Raw genomic sequence first — 17751 nt, forward strand, 5'->3', positions numbered from 1 at the left:
GCACGAGAAAGAGCAGGAACAGACCGTGTCCCCTTCACTCCTCCAGCCGGATTCCCCGACCGCGACGGCCTTCCGGAAGGCCGCCCGCGATCAGAAATGCGTTTTCTTCTCCGGGCTTCCCGGCATGGGCAAGACACTGATGATGCAGCAATTTCTTCTCATCGCGGCAGCGGAAGGACGGTCCGTACAGCTGCTCCAGTGGGACGTGGTGCGTGAACGATTCGAGGTCGGCCCGGTCGCCATCCGCTATCCGGAGGTGAGCGGGGTGACGCACCCGGGAATCCGTAAGGCGGTGGGCCACTGGGCACGGGGCCGCGTCGCCCGCTGGCACCGGGAGTTCCCGGGCGACGCCGACCTTCTGGTGGGCGAGGCGCCGCTGATCGGGAACCGCTTGGCGGACCTGGCCAGGGAGGGCGCGGACGAGGCGGAGGCGTTGCTGCGCGGCGGCCGCACCACCTTCTTCGTGCCGGCACCGACCGCGGAGGTGCGCCGCGAGATCGAGCGGAGCCGCGAGCGGGAGACGCTGCGGCCCCGGCACGAGCGCGAGCGGGCGAACGCCGCCCCCGCACTGCTCGGCAAGCTCTGGACGGAGATCGCGGAGATGGCCGTTCATTTCGGCCTCTCCCCGGAGCGGGAAGCGGCCACCGGGGGATATCAGCAGCAGCTGTACGGAGCCGTCTACGAGCGGGTGCTGCGCCACCGGAATGCGGTGGTCCTGCCGGTGGCGGAGATTTTGCCGGTGACGGCCTCGCCGCACGACCTCCACCCGGGCGCCCGGGAGATCACCCCCACACCGGCGGAGATCGAGGAGGCCTTCGCCGTGGTGGACCGGCTCTCTCTCGACGAACTGCGCCAGGAGACCGCGCAGTGGTTCCACGGCGCGGCCGCCTCACCCTCCCGAGCGGCCGGGGCATGACCTCTGGCGCGGGATCACGCTCCGGTGGCGCCGTCCTTCACCTCACCCCGGACGGCGCCTTTCGTCCCGCCCTTCACCTCATTCCCGGCAGCACTCATGATGTCGCGCTTATCGGCATGCAGCAGCGCCCCCAGCAACCCGGGAAACCGGGTATTGAGATCCCGTACCCGCAGCGAGATATAGCGCTCCCGGCCCATTACCCGGGTCCGGGTCCAGCCCGCCTGCCGAAGAATGCGGTAGTGGTGCGAACCGGTGGCCCGGGTGACCGGGAGTGCGATATCGCCGCAGGCGGCCTCACCCGCTTCCGCGAGATGCCGCACGATCTTCCGGCGCAGCGGGTCACCGAAGGCATGGATCACCTCGTCCAGGCGAATATCCGCGGTCTGCGGTTCGTCCGAAAGGGAACCGGCAGTCAGCACCTTTTCCGGCATGGCTTTCTCTGAGGACGTCAGTTCGATACACCTCTAACAGTTAGAAGATCGTCTAAGTATCTGATATCGTCCGTCCCGGAAATCAGAAATACTTCCCCAGGCGGTGACTCCATGCAGGATACCCAGCCGGCACCCCCGGCGAGGCCGGTCTTACGCCAGGTGATCGGACAGCGGGCGGCCGTTTCGGTCGTGTTCATCACCTCGATGTTCGTCACCATTCTCGACACCACGATCGTCAATGTCGCCCTCGCCTCGATGACCCGGAGTTTCGACACCTCCGCCGCCGCCATGAGCAGCGTGTCCGTCGCCTATCTGGTGGCCCTGGCGGTGGTCATTCCGGCGTCCGGCTGGCTGGGTGACCGGTTCGGCACCAAGCAGACCCTCCTGGTCGCCCTGGCGCTCTTCACCCTCGCCTCCGTGCTGTGCGGGCTGGCGCAGAACCTCCCCGAACTCGTCGCGTTCCGCGTGCTCCAGGGCGTCGGCGGCGGCATCCTCACCCCGATCGGGATGACGATGCTCTTCCATGTCTACCCGCCGAAGGACCGCATCCGGGCGGCCCGGGTGCTGACCGTGCCGACCACCCTCGCACCGGCACTCGGCCCCGTACTGGGCGGACTGCTGGTCGACGGGCCGGGCTGGCGCTGGGTGTTCTTCGTCAACATTCCCGTCGGGCTCTTCGCAATCGCCTTCGGTCTGCTGTTCGTCGCCAGGATCGAGGGCCCCCGGTCGACCGGGCGCCTCGACCTGCCGGGCGTACTGCTGTCGGCGGGAGGCTTCGCCGGCGTCATGTACGCGGTCAGCGCGGGGGCCACCCAGGGGTGGTCGTCCCCCTCGGTCGTCGTCGCCGCGGTCGCCGGTGCCGTGCTGGTCGCCGGGCTGGTGGTATGGCAACTACGTTGCGCACGACCGCTGTTGGACCTCCGGCTGTTCGGCAACCGCCTCTTCCGCACCATCAACATCGCCTCCCTGCTGTATTCCGTGTCGTTCCTCGGCACCCTCTTCGTCTTCCCGCTGATGCTCCAGGAGGCGTTCGGCCGCTCCGCCGTCGCCGCCGGGCTGAACACGTTCCCGGAAGCGGTCGGTGTCATGTCCGGTGCGTGGCTGGTCGGCCGGATCTACGCGGCCATCGGGCCCAGGCGGCTGATGGCGTCCGGAATGCTGGGCGTGGCGGTGACCGCCGGGCTGCTGGCGACGGTCCGGGCGGACACCGCGCCATGGCTGGTGTGGCTGGTGATGTTCGTGCTCGGGGTCGCGATGGCCCATTTGTTCGTCCCGGCGCAGACCGCGGCGTTCGCCACCGTCGCCCCGGGCCGCACGGGCTCCGCGTCCGCGCTCTACAACGCGCAGCGGCAGTTCGGCATGGCGCTCGGCGTCGCCGTCATGGGGAGTGTGCTCGCCGCGGTCGGCACCACCCGGCTCACGCCCGACGGCCCGCGCGCCGACCTGACGGCCTATCACATAGCTTTCCTGGTGGCTGCCGGTATCGCGCTGGCCGGCGCCGTCGCCGCCCTGCTCGTGCCGGACAAGGAGGCCGCCGTCACCATGACCCGCGACACGAAGGCCCCGGCCCGGCAGAAGAACGAGGACCGGCCGGACCCGCTCCCCGACGGCAGTCACTGACCGCCGCCCCGGCCCGCACCCCCACCCACCGACGCCACGCCCCGGGCGCCAGCTCCGGGCGCCCACCCAACGGAGGAGACGCACCACATGGAATTCGGCATCAGCTTTTTCCCGTCCGTGGGCCCGGACGACAAACCCGCGACCCAGTACTACGACGAAGCCTTCCAGGTGGCGGAGAAGGCCGACGACCTGGGCTTTGCCTACGTCCGGGCGATCGAGCACTACTTCTCCGCCTACGGTGGCTACAGCCCGGACCCGATCACCTTTCTCACGGCAGTCGCAGCCCGGACACGGAATGTCCGGCTGATCACGGCGGCGACCATCCCGGCCTTCACCCACCCGGTCAAACTGGCGGGGAAGATCGCCATGTTGGACAACATCTCGCACGGCCGGGTCGACGCCGGATTCGGCCGGGCCTTCTTACCGCACGAATTCGAAGCCTTCGAGATATCCCTGGAGGAGAGCCGCGAACGCTTCGACGAGGGCGTGCAGGCCTGCCGTCTGCTGCTCACCGAGGACGCGGCCGCATTCTCCGGAACATTCCACACCTTCGGCCCGGTGCGCCTGCTCCCCCGGCCGGCGCAGCAGCCCTTCCCGCCCTTCTATGTCGCCGCCGCGAGCAGCCCCGAGTCCTACGAGAAGGCCGGCCGGGACGGCCACTACCTGCAGACTGCGCTGGCCGTGTCCAGCCTGGAGAAGACCCGGGAGATGCTCGGGATCTACCGCGACGCCTGGGCCGCGGCGGGCCACCGCCCCGGTGCCGAGCGCATCCAGATCAGCATGCCGTTCTTCCTCGCGGACGACGACGAAACCGCGCGTCGGGCCGGTGAGTTCGACCACCGGAAGACCAGCGGCAACATGCTGGAGGCGGTCTCGGCCTGGCAGCGTGTGCGCAGTACGCAGTACGCCGGATACGAGAAGATCGCGGAAAGCGTCAGGCGCACCAGCTTCGACGATCTCGTGCGGCAGAACAAGATTCTGGCGGGCAGCCCGGACACCGTACGCAAGCAGCTCGACCATCTCGTGGCGGCCCTCGGCGACGATCTCTCGGTCGCCCTCGTACCGCACTCCGGAAACCTCGACCCGGCCCTCGTCAACCGAGCCCTGGAACTCTTCTCGGACAGCGTGCTGCCCCGGATGGCCGACTCGTGACGGGAATCTCGACCGCCGCCCCGGACGCCGCCTTTCGTCCGGAGGAATTCCGCACGGCACTGGGACGGTTCGCCACGGGAGTCGTGGTGCTGACGGCGCTGCCGGCGAGCGGCGGCCCTCCGGTCGGCCTCGCCGTCAACTCCTTCACCTCCGTCTCCCTCGAACCGCCCCTCGTGCTGTTCTGCGTCGGCCACCACAGCACGAGCTGGCCGCGGATCCGCGAGGCCGGACGCTTCCACGTCCATATCCTCGCCGAGAACCAGCACCGGATCAGCGCACGGTTCGCCACCTCAAGTGCGGACAAATTCAATGGAGTTGACTGGGCCCTTGCCGAGAACGGCATACCGGTCATCGACGGCGTGCTGGGCCTGCTCGAGTGCACCGTCGTCTCGGAGCAGACGGCGGGCGACCACGATGTGGTGATCGCCCGCGTCCATCACCTGGAAGTCCGCGGCGACGGCGGCCCGCTGCTCTTCCACCGCGGCGGCTACGGACGCTACACAGCCCTGGAACCGGGACGCTGACGGTGCGTTTTGGCCGATGCGGTGCGGAGGGGGTGCGTCCACGGGCCCCCGACGCCCCTCGCCGTCAGCAGGAGGCTTTACGCCCCGTCCAGGTGCCGGGCATAGCAATCCGCCAGTTCGTGTGCCAGGTCCAGGGCCTGGCAGGCGTTCAGCCGCGGGTCGCAGGCGCTCTCGTAGCGGTCCGGTACCTCGTCGGGAGAGATCGCGCAGCTGCCCCCGAGGCACTCGGTGACGTCCTCCGCGGTCAATTCGGCGTGGATGCCGCCCGGGTGGGTGCCCAGCGCGCGGTGCACCTCGAAGAAGCCCCGCACCTCGTCGATGACGGTGTCGTAGTGGCGGGTCTTGTGGCCGCTGGGTGCGGTGAAGGTGTTGCCGTGCATGGGGTCGCACACCCAGACCACCTCGGCCCCGTCGGCGGTGACCTTGGCGACCAGGTCGGGCAGCACGTCCCGTACGGCCTCGGCCCCCATCCGGGTGATGAAGGTGAGCCGTCCGGGCCGGCGCTCCGGGTCGAGCCGGTCGACCAGCGCCAGTGCCTCGTCGGGCGTGGTGGTGGGGCCGAGCTTGACCGCGACCGGATTGCGGATGCCCGCCGCGAAATCGATGTGCCCGCCGTCGAGTGCGCGGGTGCGCTCGCCGATCCACACCAGATGGGCCGAGAGGTCGTAGGTGCCGGCCGGGGTCGTACGGGTCAGCCCTCGCTCGTACTCCAGCACCAGCGCCTCATGGCTGGTCCACAGCTCCGTGCCGTGCCGCGCGGTCAGTTCGCGCAGCATGCCGAGGGTGGCGGCCGCGGCCCCGTAGGCGCGGATCAGCCGGGACGGGTCGGGGGTGCGGTCGCGTGCGGTGAAGTCGCACCCGTTGACCAGGTCCCCCCGGTAGACGGGCAGGGTGAGGCCGTCCAGGGTCTCCAGCGGGCTGGAGCGCGGTTTGGCGTACTGGCCGGCTATCCGGCCCAGTTGGACCACGGGCAGCCCGGACCCCTCGGTGAGCTGGGCGGCCATCCGGCCCAGCAGGCCGAATTTGCCGCCGACCCGCTCGGGGGTGGCGCCGTCCAGGCTCTCCGCGCAGTCGCCGCCCTGGAGCAGGACGGCCTCGCCGCGCGCCACCCGGGCCAGCCGGTCCCGGAGCGCGTCGCTCTCGGCGGCGGCCACGAGGCCCGGCAGGGAGGCGAGTTCGGCGGCTGCCGCGTGCAGCGCCGCCCGGTCCGGCCAGTCGGGCTGCTGCGCGGCGGGCGGCAGGTTCGGCGCCTCCCCCGGAAACCGGACCGGTACGCCGAGCAGGCCGGCGGGGTCGCGGGGGTGCGAGGTGAGTTCGGTAGCGGAGCGGTCAGCGGTAGCGGTAGCGGTGAGGTCAGCGGTATCAGTCACGGCGAAGGTGTCCATGTCCGTCGAGAGCACGGTCGACCAGCACCCCGGCCGCGCCTGTGTAGCGAGTGGGATCGAGCAGCTCATCCAGCTGCTCCTTGGTGAACACGCCCTGGAGTTCCGGCAGTTCGGCCAGCACGTCGCGCAGCGGGAGCCCGTCCCCGGCGGCGCTCGCCGCGGCCCGGGAGAGCAGCTGTTTGGCCGCTGCCTTGCCGAGGCGCGGGGCCAGGGTCGCGGCGATACGTTCCGAGACGAGCGCGCCCGAGGTCAGCGCGAGGTTGGCCCGCATCCGCTCGGGGTGCACGGTCAGCCCCCGCGCCAGCTCGACCGCGCAGTGCGCGGCACCGCCGGTGAGCCGCAGGGCCTCCCGCAGCAGCGCCCACTCCGCGTGCCACACTCCGCCGGACCGCTCGTCCTCGGAGGTCAGGCACTGGGTCAGGCCGGCTGCCAGCACCGGCACCTGGAGCGCCGCCGAGCGGATCAGGGTGGCCAGTACGGGATTGCGCTTGTGCGGCATCGCGGACGAGGCGCCGCGTCCGGCCGGCGCCGGTTCGGCCGCCTCGCCGATCTCCGTACGGGAGAGCACCTGCACATCGACGGCGATCTTGCCGAGCGCCCCCGCGGTGTGCGCGAGCGCGGCGCCGAGGTCGGCGAGCGGGGTGCGCAGCGCATGCCAGGGCAGGCCGGGCCGGGCGAGCCCGGTCTCCTCCGCGTACGCGGTGACCAGCGCGTCCGTGTACTCCCCCGGGTCGACGGCGCCGGACGCGCTGTCGAGGGCGGCGTACTGGAGGTAGCCGGCGAGCGTGCCCGCGGCGCCGCCCAACGAAACGGGCAGGCTTGCGCGCACCCGGGCCAGCCGCTCGGCGGACTCCAGCACCAACTGCCGCCAGCCGGCCGCCTTCAGGCCGAAGGTGGTGGGCACGGCGTGCAGGGCGAGGGTGCGTCCGGCCATCGGGGTGTCGCGGTGCGCGGCCGCCAGCCGGCCGAGCTCCTCGGCCGTCGTCCGCAGATCGGCCAGGACGAGGTCCAGGGCACGGGCCGCCACCAGCATGGCGCCGGTGTCGAAGATGTCCTGGCTGGTGGAGCCCCGGTGCACGTACTCGGCGGCGGCCGGGTCCTCCTCGGCGACCACCGCACTGAAGGCGGCGACGAGGCCGACCACCGGGTTGGCGGTCTCCCGCGAGGCGAGCGCGAGCGCCCGCAGGTCGAAACGGTCCGCCCGGCCGAGCCGGGTGAGCACGGCGGCGGCCTGCCGCGGCAGGGTGCCCAGCCGTGCCTGGGCTCGGGCCAGCGCGGTCTCGGCGTCGAGCATCGCCTGGAGCCAGGCCGGGTCGCCGGTCGCCTCCTCGACGGGGGTGCCGGCACGTACCGGGGAGAGGATCCCGGAGTCGGCGGGCAGGGCCGTACGGTGCGGTGCGGTCATGCGCCCGCCCCCGTCCGCCGGGGTCCGACGGGCGGCACCGACAGCACCGCCGCGGCGATGGCGTCGGAGTCCTCCAGCGTCACCGAGCCCACCCCGGGGCGGATGCCCGCGGCGGTGACCCAGTGAACGGACTCGGTGGGCACGCCGTAGGCGAATCGCCTGCGGTGCGCCCGGCCTTCGGCGTCCACCAGCCGGTAGGGGCGCTCCGCCACCGCCAGGCCGCCGGTCTCGTACGCGCTGCCGCCGTGCACCGGGATCCGGTACGTGGCGGCCTGGCCGGTGGTGACCAGGTGCCGCAGCAGCGGGTCCGCGGTGCGGCGCAGGTCGGATTCCGGCACCCGGGCCTCGATCAGCGCCGTCGCGTGCACCGGGGGGCCCGGCACCACGGACGAGGCGGCCACGAAGCGTGCGCCGTGGCCCTCCTCGTCGTCCGCCGCGACGGCGGAGACGGCCATCCCGGGTCCGACGGGCACCACGGTCCCGGCCTCGATCAGCGCGACCAGCTCCTCGATCCGGGAGGCCGGCGGGCCGATCGAGAGGAAGGCGTTGAGCGGGGTGTACCAGCGGTCCAGTTCGTCGCGGTGGGACGCGCCGTCCAGGCCCTGGTGGTCCACCGCGATCCGGATCTCGTTGCGCAGGTCCCGCAGCACGTCGAGCGCGGCCTTGACGGGTCCGCTGACATTGCCCTGCCTGGCGTGCCGCACGTCCTGCCGCAGGTGGCCGAGAAGCCAGTCCCGGTAGTCCTCGGGTCCGGTGAAGTCCCGCCCGGTATACGGGCGTTCCGCCCAGGCCCAGTCCCAGTGGTCGGCGGGTGCGATGTCCGCGTCCGCGGGCTCGGCCTCGCCCGCCAGGTAGCGGGCGGCGAAGCCCTCCCCGTCCGCGCCCCGCGCGGTGAGCAGCGCCGCGTAGTAGACCGCCTCCACCTCCTTGGCGATCAGCGGCCACAGAGCGGTGCGGAAGGAAGGCCGTTCACCGGTGGGGCTCCGCAGTGCGGCGGCGCGCTCGGCGGTGAGCAGCCGTGGCCGGTATCTGCCGTGCGCCCCCTTCTCGTTCTCGCCGCGCGCATGGTGCGGAACGCCCCGCCGGGAGCCGGCGTACAGCTGCGGCTCCTCACCGGAGGGGAGGTAGACGAGAGCGCCGGAGCCGCTGCGTTCGAACCTCCCGCCGCGGCCCAGCGTCAGCAGCGCCAGGTAGTCGAAGAAGTTGAGCCCGAGCCCGCGCAGCAGCACCGGCCGGCCGGCTTCGAGAGCGGCGAGGTCGACGTCGGCGGGGTTGGCCGGCGGGATGTACGTCAGCCCGTCGCGCTCCGCCGCGAAGGAAGCGAACGCGGCTTCGCCGCCGGTGAGTTGGACGGGCACATGGCCCTGCGCGAGGACGACCGAGGCGAGGCCGCCCAGCCGGGTGCCGTCGTCGAGGACCAGCAGCTGGGGCGGATCGGCACCGTCCGCGGGCGCGGCGTGGCCGTCGCTCTCGTCGTCCAGCGAGACGGCTCGCCGGGCGTGCACCCGTATCTCCATATGGGCGGGCGCGCCGGCCACCAGCCGGCCGAACACCCAGTGCAGATAGTGGCCGTAGAACGCCCGCGTGGGATACGCGTCGGGGCCCAGGTCGCGGGCCTCGGCGGGGTCGAGGCCGGGCGCGGCCTCCAGCGTGCCGTGGACGAGGGCCTGCGACCACTCGTACAGGCTCGGCCCCTCCTCGATCGGGCCCCCGATGGTCACACTGGCGTCGGTGAAGACGCTGACCTGGGAGGCCACGGTGTTCATCAGCAGATGCCGGGGCTGGTCCCGGCGCCAGACCCGGCCCGCGCCGGGCGGTGCGGGGTCGACGAGGTGGACGGTCAGCCGCCGGCAGGAGGGCGACTTCCGCTCCCGGGCGCACAGCCGCTCCAGTACCGAGAGCCCGCGGGGGCCCGCCCCGACGATGGCCGTCTCCACGCAGGCTCCGGTCACGCTCTGACCCTCACCGGCGGGACGGCGGCTCCGGCGATGCCGCCGAAGAGCTTGTTCCAGCCAACGTCAAAGCCTGCTGCCTTCATGAATCCGCAGCCCTGTTCGCGAGCCGTGGTGAGCGCCACCGGTGATACCACAACCATCCCCCGTTGCATGGTGAATCCTCTTTCTCGTTCCGTCCCGTGAGCCGGTACGGCCAAGGAGGGGCGGTTCAATCCCGCCCCAAGCCCCCCAAGGTGCGTGATTCGGCCGTGCAAGAGGAAGACAAAGTTCCTCTTCGGCAGGCAAAAAGGGGCACAAAGTGCTGACCCTCTGCTTCGTGAGCAACTCTCTACTTCTAGCCCGCGGCTGGAAATATCGTGGATACTTCAGGAAGGTGCACTGCCATGACACGAAGGATCCATATGGCTACAAGATGGAGTAAGACGGACTTCACTGATGTGGCTGCGAGTGAGCGGATCGGACCCCGCTGTGATCGCTGTATCCCGCCCCCACCGGTCGCCGGGCAGACCACTCTCATCGGCGTGGCGCACACCCTGGGGAAACTCTCCGCGGTCCTGGCCGCAGAGGCGGAGCATTTCGACGCGCACGGCTCCGCGCACCACGTGGCCGACGGTCTGGCACAACAGAAGGGGGGATTCCGCTACGTCCACGGTATCGCAGAGATCAACCGCGAAATTCAGCACGTACTGAACGAAGCAGAAGAAGAAATCCTGACCGCCCAGCCGGACGGCCCCCGCCCCGAAGGCGTGCTCGACGAGGCGCTCGCGGCGGTGCGGGACCGCATATCCGCCGGCGTGGCGATGCGCACGCTCTACCAGCACAGCACGCGTTTCGACGAGCCGACCAAGGCCTACGTCCGGGCGGCCACCGAATACGGCGCGGAGATCCGCACGCTCGCCGAGTTCTTCGACCGGCTGATCGTGGTGGACCGGAAGACCGCATTCATTCCGGTCAACGAGGAGCGCACCGTCGCCGCCGTCATCACCGAAGCGGCCGTGGTGCAGTTCCTGGCGGACGTCTTCGAAAGGGCCTGGGACCGCGCCGCGCGGCACCCTTTCCTCCCGGTGCGCGCCGCCGACGCCGCCACGGAAATCATTCCGGCGCTGCGGAAGGAGATCTGCAAGCTGCTCATCGAAGGGCGTTCCGACCGCGAGATCTCGCGGCGGCTCGGCTTCAGCCTGCGTTCCCTCCAGGGCCACGTCGCCCAGTTGAAGAAGGAATACGGCGCGGCGCACCGGCTGCAGCTCGGCTATCTGATGGGGATCAGCGCCGCATCGGAATGAGCGGTAGCCCGGATTCCGCCCCAAAACCCTCCCGGAAACCGGCCGACGGGAAATCTCCCGGGAACACCGGCCCGCCGGCCCCTCCGCAAGAAAACCTTGCGGGACCAGAAATCAGCTCCTAGGCTGCGAAACCAAAATGCGCACCGAGCACCTCACATCAGCTTTCCCGGGATCGAGCTGCCGGAGATTCTCCATGGCCTCGCTCGCATTACCGTACCCATCGATACGCTCCGGAAAGACTCCCACATGACCTCGCGAAGACCTGCCTACCGGCTTTCCGCCAATGAGAATCCGTATCCTCCGCTGCCCTCCGTGCAGAAGATACTGAGCTCCGAAGCCGCGCTGGTGAACAGATACCCCGACCGATTCGCCACCCGGCTCACCGAGAGCATCGCCGCGCGGCACGACGTACCGCCCGAGCACATCGCCACCGGCGCCGGCTCGGTGGGCGTGCTGCACCATCTGCTGCACGCGGCACTGCGGGACGGTGGTGAAGTCGTGCACGCCTGGCCGTCGTTCGAGGCCTACCCCCATCTCACCGAGATGTGCGGCGGCGTGTCCGTACCCGTGCCGCTGCGGGACCACCGGCACGATCTCGCCGCGATGGCGGACGCGCTGAGTGACCGGACGAAGGTCGTCATCGTCTGCAACCCCAACAACCCCACGGGCACAGTGACGTCCACAGCCGCGCTGGACCGGTTCCTGGAGCGCGTCCCCGACGACGTCCTCGTCGTACTCGACGAGGCCTACCGGGAGTTCGTGACCGAGCCCGGGGTCCCCGACGGCATCGCGTACCACCGCGACCGCCCGCGGCTGGCGGTGCTGCGCACCTTCTCCAAGGCCTACGGACTGGCCGGACTCCGGGTCGGCTACGCCGTGGCCCATGAGCCGGTCGCGGCGCGGATCCGCGCGGCCTCCGTGCCGTTCGGCGTGAACGCCCTGGCCCATACGGCAGCCGTGGTCTCGCTGGAGGCGGAGGACGAGCTGATGGCCAGGGTCGCCGAACTCACCGCGGAGCGGCAGCGGGTGACGGACCGTCTGCGGGCCACCGGTCTCGGCATCCCGGACTCCCAGGCGAACTTCCTCTGGCTCCCGTTGGGGGATCGCACCGCCGCGTTCGCCGACGCGTGTGCCGACGCCGGCGTGAGCGTGTGGACCCTCGGCGGCGAGGGCGCGCGGGTGACGGTGGGCGAGCCCGAGGCCAACGACATCGTGGTGCGGGTGCTGAGCGGTCTTCCCAGCACCTGAGCCGGGTCCGCCCCCGCGGGCCGGGCGCCCCGGGGGCGGACCGCATCCGTCACTTCACGGCCATCAGCAGATACTCGTGCGAGCGGTTGGTGTGCATCGGATCGCCCTCGCTCACCGGCCAGTCGTACAGGTGCACCCGCTCGTCGCCCAGCGTCAGATGACGCCCCAGCACCCGGGCTGCGTCCCAGGCCAGCGGCACGAAGGTGCCGTCCAGGCGGCGGTTCTGCACGGCGATCACCGCGTGGGCGCCCGAGCGCATCACCTTCGCGATCGCGCCGAACGCCTCGTCGAGAGTCTCCAGGTACGTGTCGTAGTCCCGCAGTGCGTACATCTGGCCCGGCTCGGTGGCCTCGGTGTCCAACTGGGTGCCGAAGTACGGCAGGTCGCACAGGACCATGTCCACGGAGTCCGGGTCCAGCGGCGGCTTGCGGGCGTCGCCGCAGAGCATCCGCTGCTCCGGAAGGCCGGCCACCCGCTTCCGGGCCTCCTCGGCGCGCTCCGTGCTGACCTCCAGGCCGATACCGCGCCGGCCGGTGACGGAGCAGGCCACCAGGGTCGTGCCCCAGCCGGCGAAGGGGTCGAAGACCACGTCCCCCGGCTTGCTCAACTCCTCGATCAGCGGCCGCAGCTGGGCCACATGGCCGCTCTGTCCGGCGGCCCCGTCCACGACGTGTTCGGGATCCTCGCCCCCGAGCACGAGCCAGCTGGAAACCCCCATGGGGATCACACGTCCTTTCACAGGGCCATGGCATGCTCCCGCACGCCTCGGCACGGTTCGGAAAACGGTTCGGGAAACGGTGCGGAAAGCGGCCACCGGAACCCGTCGCCCGCAGGCGGGCCCGCGGCGGGGCCGCCGGGGACCGGCGGGGTACGGAAACGGTCAGTCGCGCACCGCTTCAGGCGTTTCCGGCCTCCACCGGACGGAGCCACCGGGCCCCTCGGGCCCGGCCCCCGCCGCTGCGCCGGCGGGCCCGGCCACGGGATCCCGCCGCGCCGCCGGATGCACCGCGGCCTCCGGGAGCCTGCGCTCCAGCCGGACCACGCCCAGCGCGGAGCCGAGCACCCCGGCGCACAGCACCAGCCACATCCCCGTGTCGGAAAGCGACATCAGCCCGGTGAGCGCGGCCGGCGCCAGAGCGGTGGGCACCGCCCAGGAGAGTTGATAGACCGCCAGGTGGCGGCCCCGGGTGGCCTCCGGCGCGGCATGCGCCACCAGCGCCGACGCCGTCGCGCCGTGCAGCAGCTCGCCCGCGGTGAACGCCGCGGTCGCCGCGAACACCCCGATGACCAGCGCGGTTCCCTGCGACATCTCGCCGAGCACGGCGAAGGCGGCGAAGGACGCGGCGAAGACGACCGCGCCCAGCGCCACGGCCCGCGTCCGGCGGAACTTCACCAGGACCCGGGTGACGGGGATCTGCAGCAGCGCGATGCCCACGGTGTTCACCGCGTACAACACCCCCACCAGGGACTCCGGCGCGCCCAACTCCCCGGTCAGATACACCGGGAGCGCCACCGACAGCACCATGTAGCCGAGAGCCGTCGGTACGTTCAGCAGCGAGAGGCCGAGGAACGGCCGGTTGCGCGCGACGAGCCGGTAGCCGCCCTTCCGGGAGGCGCGGTCGGCGACCGGGGCCGTCGCACGGTCGGTGGGGATCGTACGGAGGAACCCGGCCGCCACCAGATAGCCGGCGGCGGTGCACAGCACGATCAGCCGGAAGGCCGCGTCCTGGCCCATCGCCAGCGCGGCGCCGGCGATCAGGCCGCCGGCGCCCATGCCTGCGTTGCGCAGGCTGCGCTGCGCGGCGAGCAGCTTGTCCCGCTCGGTGCCGTGCACGATCTCCGCCACGAAGGACTGGATCGCGGGCGGGTGGGCGGTGTCGCCCAGCGCCACCGGCAGCACCACCAGGAACATCACCACGCCGTTGTCCGCCAGCGGATAGAGGCAGAACGCCGCGGCACGCACCACATATCCGCCGACCAGCACGGCACGGGCACCGAACCGGTCGATGAGCATCCCGGCGACCGGGTTGCTGACCAGCCCGATCACCGCCGCCGCGGTGATGATCGCGCCGACCTCGGTCACCGCCAGGCCGGTGGTGTGGTGGAAGTACAGCAGGGAGAGCGGGATGTACATGCCGGCGCCGGTGGCGTCGACGACCATCCCCACCATGTACCGGAAGCGGTTCGAGGGCTTGGTCACGGCGCCTCCTCGATCCGTGTGGCGGCCCGTACCCGCTCGCCCAGCGCACGCAGCCGGCGCTCGCACGCGGCGCGGTCGGGGGCCGAGGCGACGGCCGCGGTGAGGAAGTCCGCCGACCCGGCCGCGGGTGCGATCACCTGGCCCACCTCGGCATACCGCCAGAAACCCGCCACCCAGGAGTCGTCCGGCACCTCGGGCAGTGACCGCACCAGTCCCGGCCGCTTCATCGTCAGCACCTGCCCCGCCATGCACCGCGGCCGGGGCAGCGAGCCGTCCGCCGCGCGCGGCGGCGGCGCGGGCAGCGGCAGCCCGGCCTCGGCGCGGGTGACGAACTCGGCGAGCCGGACACCGAAGAGCGTCCGGAAGACCTCCCGGATCTTCGCGCCGCCCGAGCGGCAGGCGATCTCGCACAGCACCAGCCGGTCGTCCGGGGTGTGGAAGACCTCGGCGTGGAAGGCGTGGTGCGGCAGCCGGGTCCGCTCAGGGGTGAGCGCCTTCAGGGTCCGCTCGGTCAGCTCCAGCAGCCGGGGGGTGAGCGGATCGTCGACGTCCAGCGTGAGGTCCACGCGGGGGCCCGGATCGGCCGCGAACGAGGACAGCTCGTATTGGTACTGCGAGGGCCAGGCCGCCGCGACCTCCCCGTCGATCACCAGGCCGTCGACGTGGCACATCCGGCCCGCCACGTACGCCTCCATCAGGACGTCGTCCCGGGGCCGGCCACCGGGGAACGCCTCGTCGAGATGGCGCTCCAGCTCGTCCTCGTCACGGGGGATGCGCAGGCCGATGGAGTTGTATCCGGTGCGGTCCTTGAAGACCACGGGAAAGCCGTGCGCCGCGGCGAAAGCGCGGGCCGCCGCCGCCGTGCCCGGGGCGATGTGCGGGGCGATCCCGATACCGGCCTTCCGCGCCAGCCGCTTCATCAGCGCCTTGTCCCGGAAGGGTTCGACGTCCGCGCTCCAGGCGCCCTCCAGGCCGAGCCGCTCGCGCAGCGCGGCGGCCCGCACCAGATCCGCCTCGTGGTGCGCCACGATGTGCCGGACGTCGTACTCCTCGGCCAGCTCCAGCGCCCGCGCGGTGACCGCTTCGCCGTCGTAGTCGTCGCACAACTCCAGCCGGGTGAAGCCCTGGTCGCCCTCCGGGACGGGCTCCCCGAAGAGGGCGAACTTGTCGCGCGCGGCAAGCACCACGATGTCGCCGGGGTAGTCGGCGAGCCATTCCAGGTACGGGAACGGCTCGAACGGATTGCGGTGCAGGATCAGCAGGCTCATGCGGGGGTCACCGACCGCCCCGCCGCCGCGGCCTCTTCGGCCGCCCCGGCAGGCAACTCCGCGGTCACCGCGGCCACTTCGGCGATCCGCGGGCTGCCGTCGGTGTCCGTCAGCCGCACCCGGAGGGTGTCGCGGATGACCTCGGCGCCCCGCTCGACGGCCGCCGTGGTGTTCCGGCCGGACACCGCGACCAGCCCGAGCCGGTCCCAGTTGTCCCGGAGGGGGCGGACGGTGTCGCCGGGCCCGGCACTGATCCGTACCGCGATCACGCCGTCCTGGCCGGCCGACTCCTCGACCCCCTCGACGGCCTCCACCCGGCAGCCGGGCGCTCCCACCACCGCGCGTACGGCCGCCCCGCCCCGCGGCACCGGCCGGTCGGGCAGCTCCTTCGCCAGGCCGAACGGCCACCCCAGCGCGAGCGAGCTGAGGTCGACGCCGTACGCGCTCTCGACCAGCTCGGGGATGATGTCGCCGCCGATCCGGTTGTGGCTCTCGATCACCCGGGGCCCCTGAGCGGTGAACCGGACCTCGGTGTGGCAGACGCCGTCCCGGAACTCCATCAGGTCCAGGAAGCGGGCCACCGAGGAGCGGATCCGCTCCTCGGCGCCGTCGGGCAGCCGCGCGGGCAGCGCGTGCCCCAGCTCGGCGAAGTGTCCGGGCGCGGTGAACTTCTCGGTGATCGCCACGACGACATGGCGGCCGTGGAAACTGAAGGACTCCACGCTGTACTCGGGGCCGTCGACGTATTCCTCCATCAGGAACGCCTCCAGGACCAGCAGCGTCGATATCCGGTCCGTACGGGTGCCGGTCAGCCGGCACACCTCGTCCCACACCCGGTCGGTGTCGGCGGCGCGCTCCACCCGCTGCACGCCGATGCTCGCGGTGGCGGCCGTCGGCTTCACGATGAACGGGTAGCCGTGCCGGGCGCCGAAGGCGGTCAGGTCCGCGCGGACCCGCACCGGTTCGGCGGCGACCGCGTCGGGGTCGCGCCCCTGGAGGTGGCGGCGCATCACCGACTTGTCGCGGAACCGGCGGGTGACCTCGTGGCTCGTCCCGCCCAGCCCGAACAGGTCGTTGATCCGGGCGGCGTTCTCCAGGCCCGGTTCGGTGAGCGAGAGGGCGGCGGCGTAGCCGGGGCTCCGCGCGAGCTCCCGGGCGAGCGGTTCGACCCTCTCCCACTCGGTGTAGTCCACGACCCGGACCAGATCCGCGAGGCGCTCCTGCGCCGGGGTGATCTTGGTGGGGTGCTGGAGCAACAGCACATGCAGCCCGAGCCGCTCGGCCCTGGCGACCGTGTCGTCGGTGCCGCCGACGAGCAGCAGGGTGCGCTCGGGGTTCACGCGACGGCCTCCTTGCCGGCGGGTATCACGGCGGACGCGGGGAGGGCGGCTGCGCCCGCACCCGCGGTGTCCACGGCCTCCTCGTCCTGGGGCCGCCACCAGCTCAGATAGCGCTCCCCGGTGTCCGGGAAGAGGGTCACCACGGTGGAGGCGGACAGGTCGTGCAGCCCGGCCAGTTGGGCGCAGGCGTGGGTCACCGCTCCCGAGGAGACCCCGGTCAAAAGACCGCTGCGGGTGGCCAGCGCGCGGGTGGCGGCGGCCGCCTCGGCGTCGGTGACCGTGAGCACCAGATCGATCAGCGCCAGGTCGGTGACGGGGCTGGTGAAGCCGCCGTTCAGGCCGGGGATGCGGTGCGGCCCCGGCTCCCCGCCGGACAGCAGCGGCGAGCCCGCCGGCTCCACCGCGACGACCTTGAGCGCGGGGTTCTGCTCCCGCAGGTACCGGGCGGTGCCGGTGAGGGTGCCGCCGGTGCCGACGGCGCACACCAGCCAGTCGACGCTGCCGCCGGTGGCCTCCCAGATCTCCGGTCCGGTCGACTCGTAGTGCGCCCGTACGTTGGCCGGGTTCTCGTGCTGCCGGGCGTACCAGGAGCCGGAGATCTTCTCCTGGAGCTCGGTGGCACGCTCCACGCAGCCGGTGAGCCCGCGCACATGGTCGGTGAACTCCACCTCGGCGCCGAGCATCCGCAGCGTCAGAACGCGCTCGTTGGAGGCGTTGTCGGGCAGCACGATCACACAGCGGTAGCCGCGCGCGGCGGCCAGCGCCGCCAGCGCGATACCGGTGTTGCCGGACGTGGACTCGATGACGGTCGCACCTGGGGTCAGCGCGCCGGACTTCTCGGCGTCGTTGATCATCCACAGGGCGGCCCGGTCCTTGACGCTGGAGAGCGGATTGGCCGACTCCAGCTTGGCGAGCACCTGCGTGTCGGCCGGCAGCCCGTCCAGTGCGAGGCGCAGCAACGGCGTGCGCCCGATCAGGTCGGTGAGCGAGTCGGCGATGGCACCGACGGCGGGCAGGGACATGT

General features: G+C 71.8%; 14 protein-coding genes and 1 pseudogene. 6 read left to right on the forward strand and 9 right to left on the reverse strand.

All coding sequences use genetic code 11. The features are described from left to right. Nucleotides 1–25 precede the first annotated feature (25 nt). Complete coding sequence (locus ACIRQ7_RS32740) at nucleotides 26–916, forward strand: hypothetical protein (RefSeq protein ID WP_404266221.1); 891 nt, start codon at nucleotides 26–28, stop codon at nucleotides 914–916. A gap of 14 nt (nucleotides 917–930) precedes the next feature. On the opposite strand, the gene ACIRQ7_RS32745 is transcribed toward ACIRQ7_RS32740, so the two are convergent. Further along, nucleotides 931–1347 (reverse strand): ArsR/SmtB family transcription factor, encoded by a 417-nt coding sequence (locus ACIRQ7_RS32745; RefSeq protein WP_404266222.1) that lies wholly within the window; start codon nucleotides 1345–1347, stop codon nucleotides 931–933. Between the two features lie 111 nt (nucleotides 1348–1458). On the opposite strand from ACIRQ7_RS32745, the gene ACIRQ7_RS32750 reads away from it, so the two are divergent. The 3 genes from ACIRQ7_RS32750 to ACIRQ7_RS32760 all read left to right on the forward strand — a co-directional run bounded on the left by ACIRQ7_RS32750 (nucleotide 1459) and on the right by ACIRQ7_RS32760 (nucleotide 4643). After that, nucleotides 1459–2967 carry an MDR family MFS transporter gene (locus ACIRQ7_RS32750; RefSeq protein WP_404266223.1) on the forward strand — a complete coding sequence of 503 codons (1509 nt, stop codon included), beginning with the start codon at nucleotides 1459–1461 and terminating at the stop codon, nucleotides 2965–2967. Between the two features lie 87 nt (nucleotides 2968–3054). Beyond that, nucleotides 3055–4119, forward strand: a complete 1065-nt coding sequence (locus tag ACIRQ7_RS32755; protein ID WP_404266224.1) for an LLM class flavin-dependent oxidoreductase — start codon at nucleotides 3055–3057, stop codon at nucleotides 4117–4119. Beyond that, a complete protein-coding gene (locus ACIRQ7_RS32760; protein WP_404266225.1) occupies nucleotides 4116–4643 on the forward strand; it encodes a flavin reductase family protein in 528 nt (175 codons plus the stop codon). Before ACIRQ7_RS32755 ends, ACIRQ7_RS32760 begins: the two co-directional genes overlap by 4 nt. 77 nt (nucleotides 4644–4720) lie before the next feature. Here the strand turns inward: ACIRQ7_RS32760 and ACIRQ7_RS32765 are convergent, their stop codons facing one another. The 3 genes from ACIRQ7_RS32765 to ACIRQ7_RS32775 all read right to left on the reverse strand — a co-directional run bounded on the left by ACIRQ7_RS32765 (nucleotide 4721) and on the right by ACIRQ7_RS32775 (nucleotide 9385). Further along, on the reverse strand, nucleotides 4721–5926 hold the full coding sequence (locus ACIRQ7_RS32765; RefSeq protein WP_404266266.1) for a 3-deoxy-7-phosphoheptulonate synthase class II: 1206 nt from the start codon (nucleotides 5924–5926) through the stop codon (nucleotides 4721–4723). A 79-nt stretch (nucleotides 5927–6005) separates the two neighbouring features. Then, on the reverse strand, nucleotides 6006–7433 hold the full coding sequence (gene pcaB / locus ACIRQ7_RS32770) for a 3-carboxy-cis,cis-muconate cycloisomerase (protein WP_404266226.1): 1428 nt from the start codon (nucleotides 7431–7433) through the stop codon (nucleotides 6006–6008). Then, nucleotides 7430–9385 (reverse strand): FAD/NAD(P)-binding protein, encoded by a 1956-nt coding sequence (locus ACIRQ7_RS32775; protein WP_404266227.1) that lies wholly within the window; start codon nucleotides 9383–9385, stop codon nucleotides 7430–7432. The genes pcaB and ACIRQ7_RS32775 overlap by 4 nt, the downstream gene beginning before the upstream one ends. Before the next feature lie 386 nt (nucleotides 9386–9771). Between ACIRQ7_RS32775 and ACIRQ7_RS32780 the strand changes: the two genes are divergently transcribed. Together ACIRQ7_RS32780 and ACIRQ7_RS32785 are read left to right on the forward strand one after the other, a co-directional pair. After that, entirely contained in the window at nucleotides 9772–10671 is a 900-nt protein-coding gene (locus ACIRQ7_RS32780) for a helix-turn-helix transcriptional regulator (RefSeq protein ID WP_404266228.1), read from the forward strand. A gap of 264 nt (nucleotides 10672–10935) precedes the next feature. Then, a pseudogene (locus tag ACIRQ7_RS32785) lies at nucleotides 10936–11919 on the forward strand (histidinol-phosphate transaminase); the annotation flags it as partial. Nucleotides 11920–11968: 49 nt separating this feature from the next. Here ACIRQ7_RS32785 and ACIRQ7_RS32790 read toward each other — a convergent pair. The 5 genes from ACIRQ7_RS32790 to ACIRQ7_RS32810 form a co-directional block, all read right to left on the reverse strand. Then, nucleotides 11969–12637, reverse strand: coding sequence for a TRM11 family SAM-dependent methyltransferase (locus tag ACIRQ7_RS32790; protein ID WP_404266229.1), 669 nt, complete (start codon nucleotides 12635–12637; stop codon nucleotides 11969–11971). A gap of 162 nt (nucleotides 12638–12799) precedes the next feature. Continuing rightward, complete coding sequence (locus tag ACIRQ7_RS32795; RefSeq protein WP_404266230.1) at nucleotides 12800–14119, reverse strand: MFS transporter; 1320 nt, start codon at nucleotides 14117–14119, stop codon at nucleotides 12800–12802. After that, nucleotides 14116–15387, reverse strand: a complete 1272-nt coding sequence (locus tag ACIRQ7_RS32800; protein ID WP_404266231.1) for an acetyl-CoA carboxylase biotin carboxylase subunit family protein — start codon at nucleotides 15385–15387, stop codon at nucleotides 14116–14118. Before ACIRQ7_RS32800 ends, ACIRQ7_RS32795 begins: the two co-directional genes overlap by 4 nt. Continuing rightward, complete coding sequence (locus ACIRQ7_RS32805) at nucleotides 15384–16727, reverse strand: ATP-grasp domain-containing protein (RefSeq protein ID WP_404266232.1); 1344 nt, start codon at nucleotides 16725–16727, stop codon at nucleotides 15384–15386. The genes ACIRQ7_RS32800 and ACIRQ7_RS32805 overlap by 4 nt, the downstream gene beginning before the upstream one ends. Next, a complete protein-coding gene (locus tag ACIRQ7_RS32810; protein ID WP_404266233.1) occupies nucleotides 16724–17749 on the reverse strand; it encodes a PLP-dependent cysteine synthase family protein in 1026 nt (341 codons plus the stop codon). The genes ACIRQ7_RS32805 and ACIRQ7_RS32810 overlap by 4 nt, the downstream gene beginning before the upstream one ends. Nucleotides 17750–17751: the final 2 nt, after the last annotated feature.

The sequence above is a fragment of the Streptomyces sp. NPDC101393 genome (assembly GCF_044767385.1).
GTDB lineage: Bacteria > Actinomycetota > Actinomycetes > Streptomycetales > Streptomycetaceae > Streptomyces.

Excerpts from the sequence above, each read along its gene's own strand:
- ACIRQ7_RS32745 (WP_404266222.1), bottom strand. The coding sequence starts at position 1,347 with ATGCCGGAAAAGGTGCTGACTGCCGGTTCCCTTTCGGACGAACCGCAG.
- ACIRQ7_RS32750 (WP_404266223.1), top strand. The coding sequence starts at position 1,459 with ATGCAGGATACCCAGCCGGCACCCCCGGCGAGGCCGGTCTTACGCCAG.
- ACIRQ7_RS32755 (WP_404266224.1), top strand. The coding sequence starts at position 3,055 with ATGGAATTCGGCATCAGCTTTTTCCCGTCCGTGGGCCCGGACGACAAA.
- pcaB (WP_404266226.1), bottom strand. The coding sequence starts at position 7,433 with ATGACCGCACCGCACCGTACGGCCCTGCCCGCCGACTCCGGGATCCTC.
- ACIRQ7_RS32780 (WP_404266228.1), top strand. The coding sequence starts at position 9,772 with ATGACACGAAGGATCCATATGGCTACAAGATGGAGTAAGACGGACTTC.
- ACIRQ7_RS32790 (WP_404266229.1), bottom strand. The coding sequence starts at position 12,637 with ATGGGGGTTTCCAGCTGGCTCGTGCTCGGGGGCGAGGATCCCGAACAC.
- ACIRQ7_RS32800 (WP_404266231.1), bottom strand. The coding sequence starts at position 15,387 with ATGAGCCTGCTGATCCTGCACCGCAATCCGTTCGAGCCGTTCCCGTAC.
- ACIRQ7_RS32810 (WP_404266233.1), bottom strand. The coding sequence starts at position 17,749 with ATGTCCCTGCCCGCCGTCGGTGCCATCGCCGACTCGCTCACCGACCTG.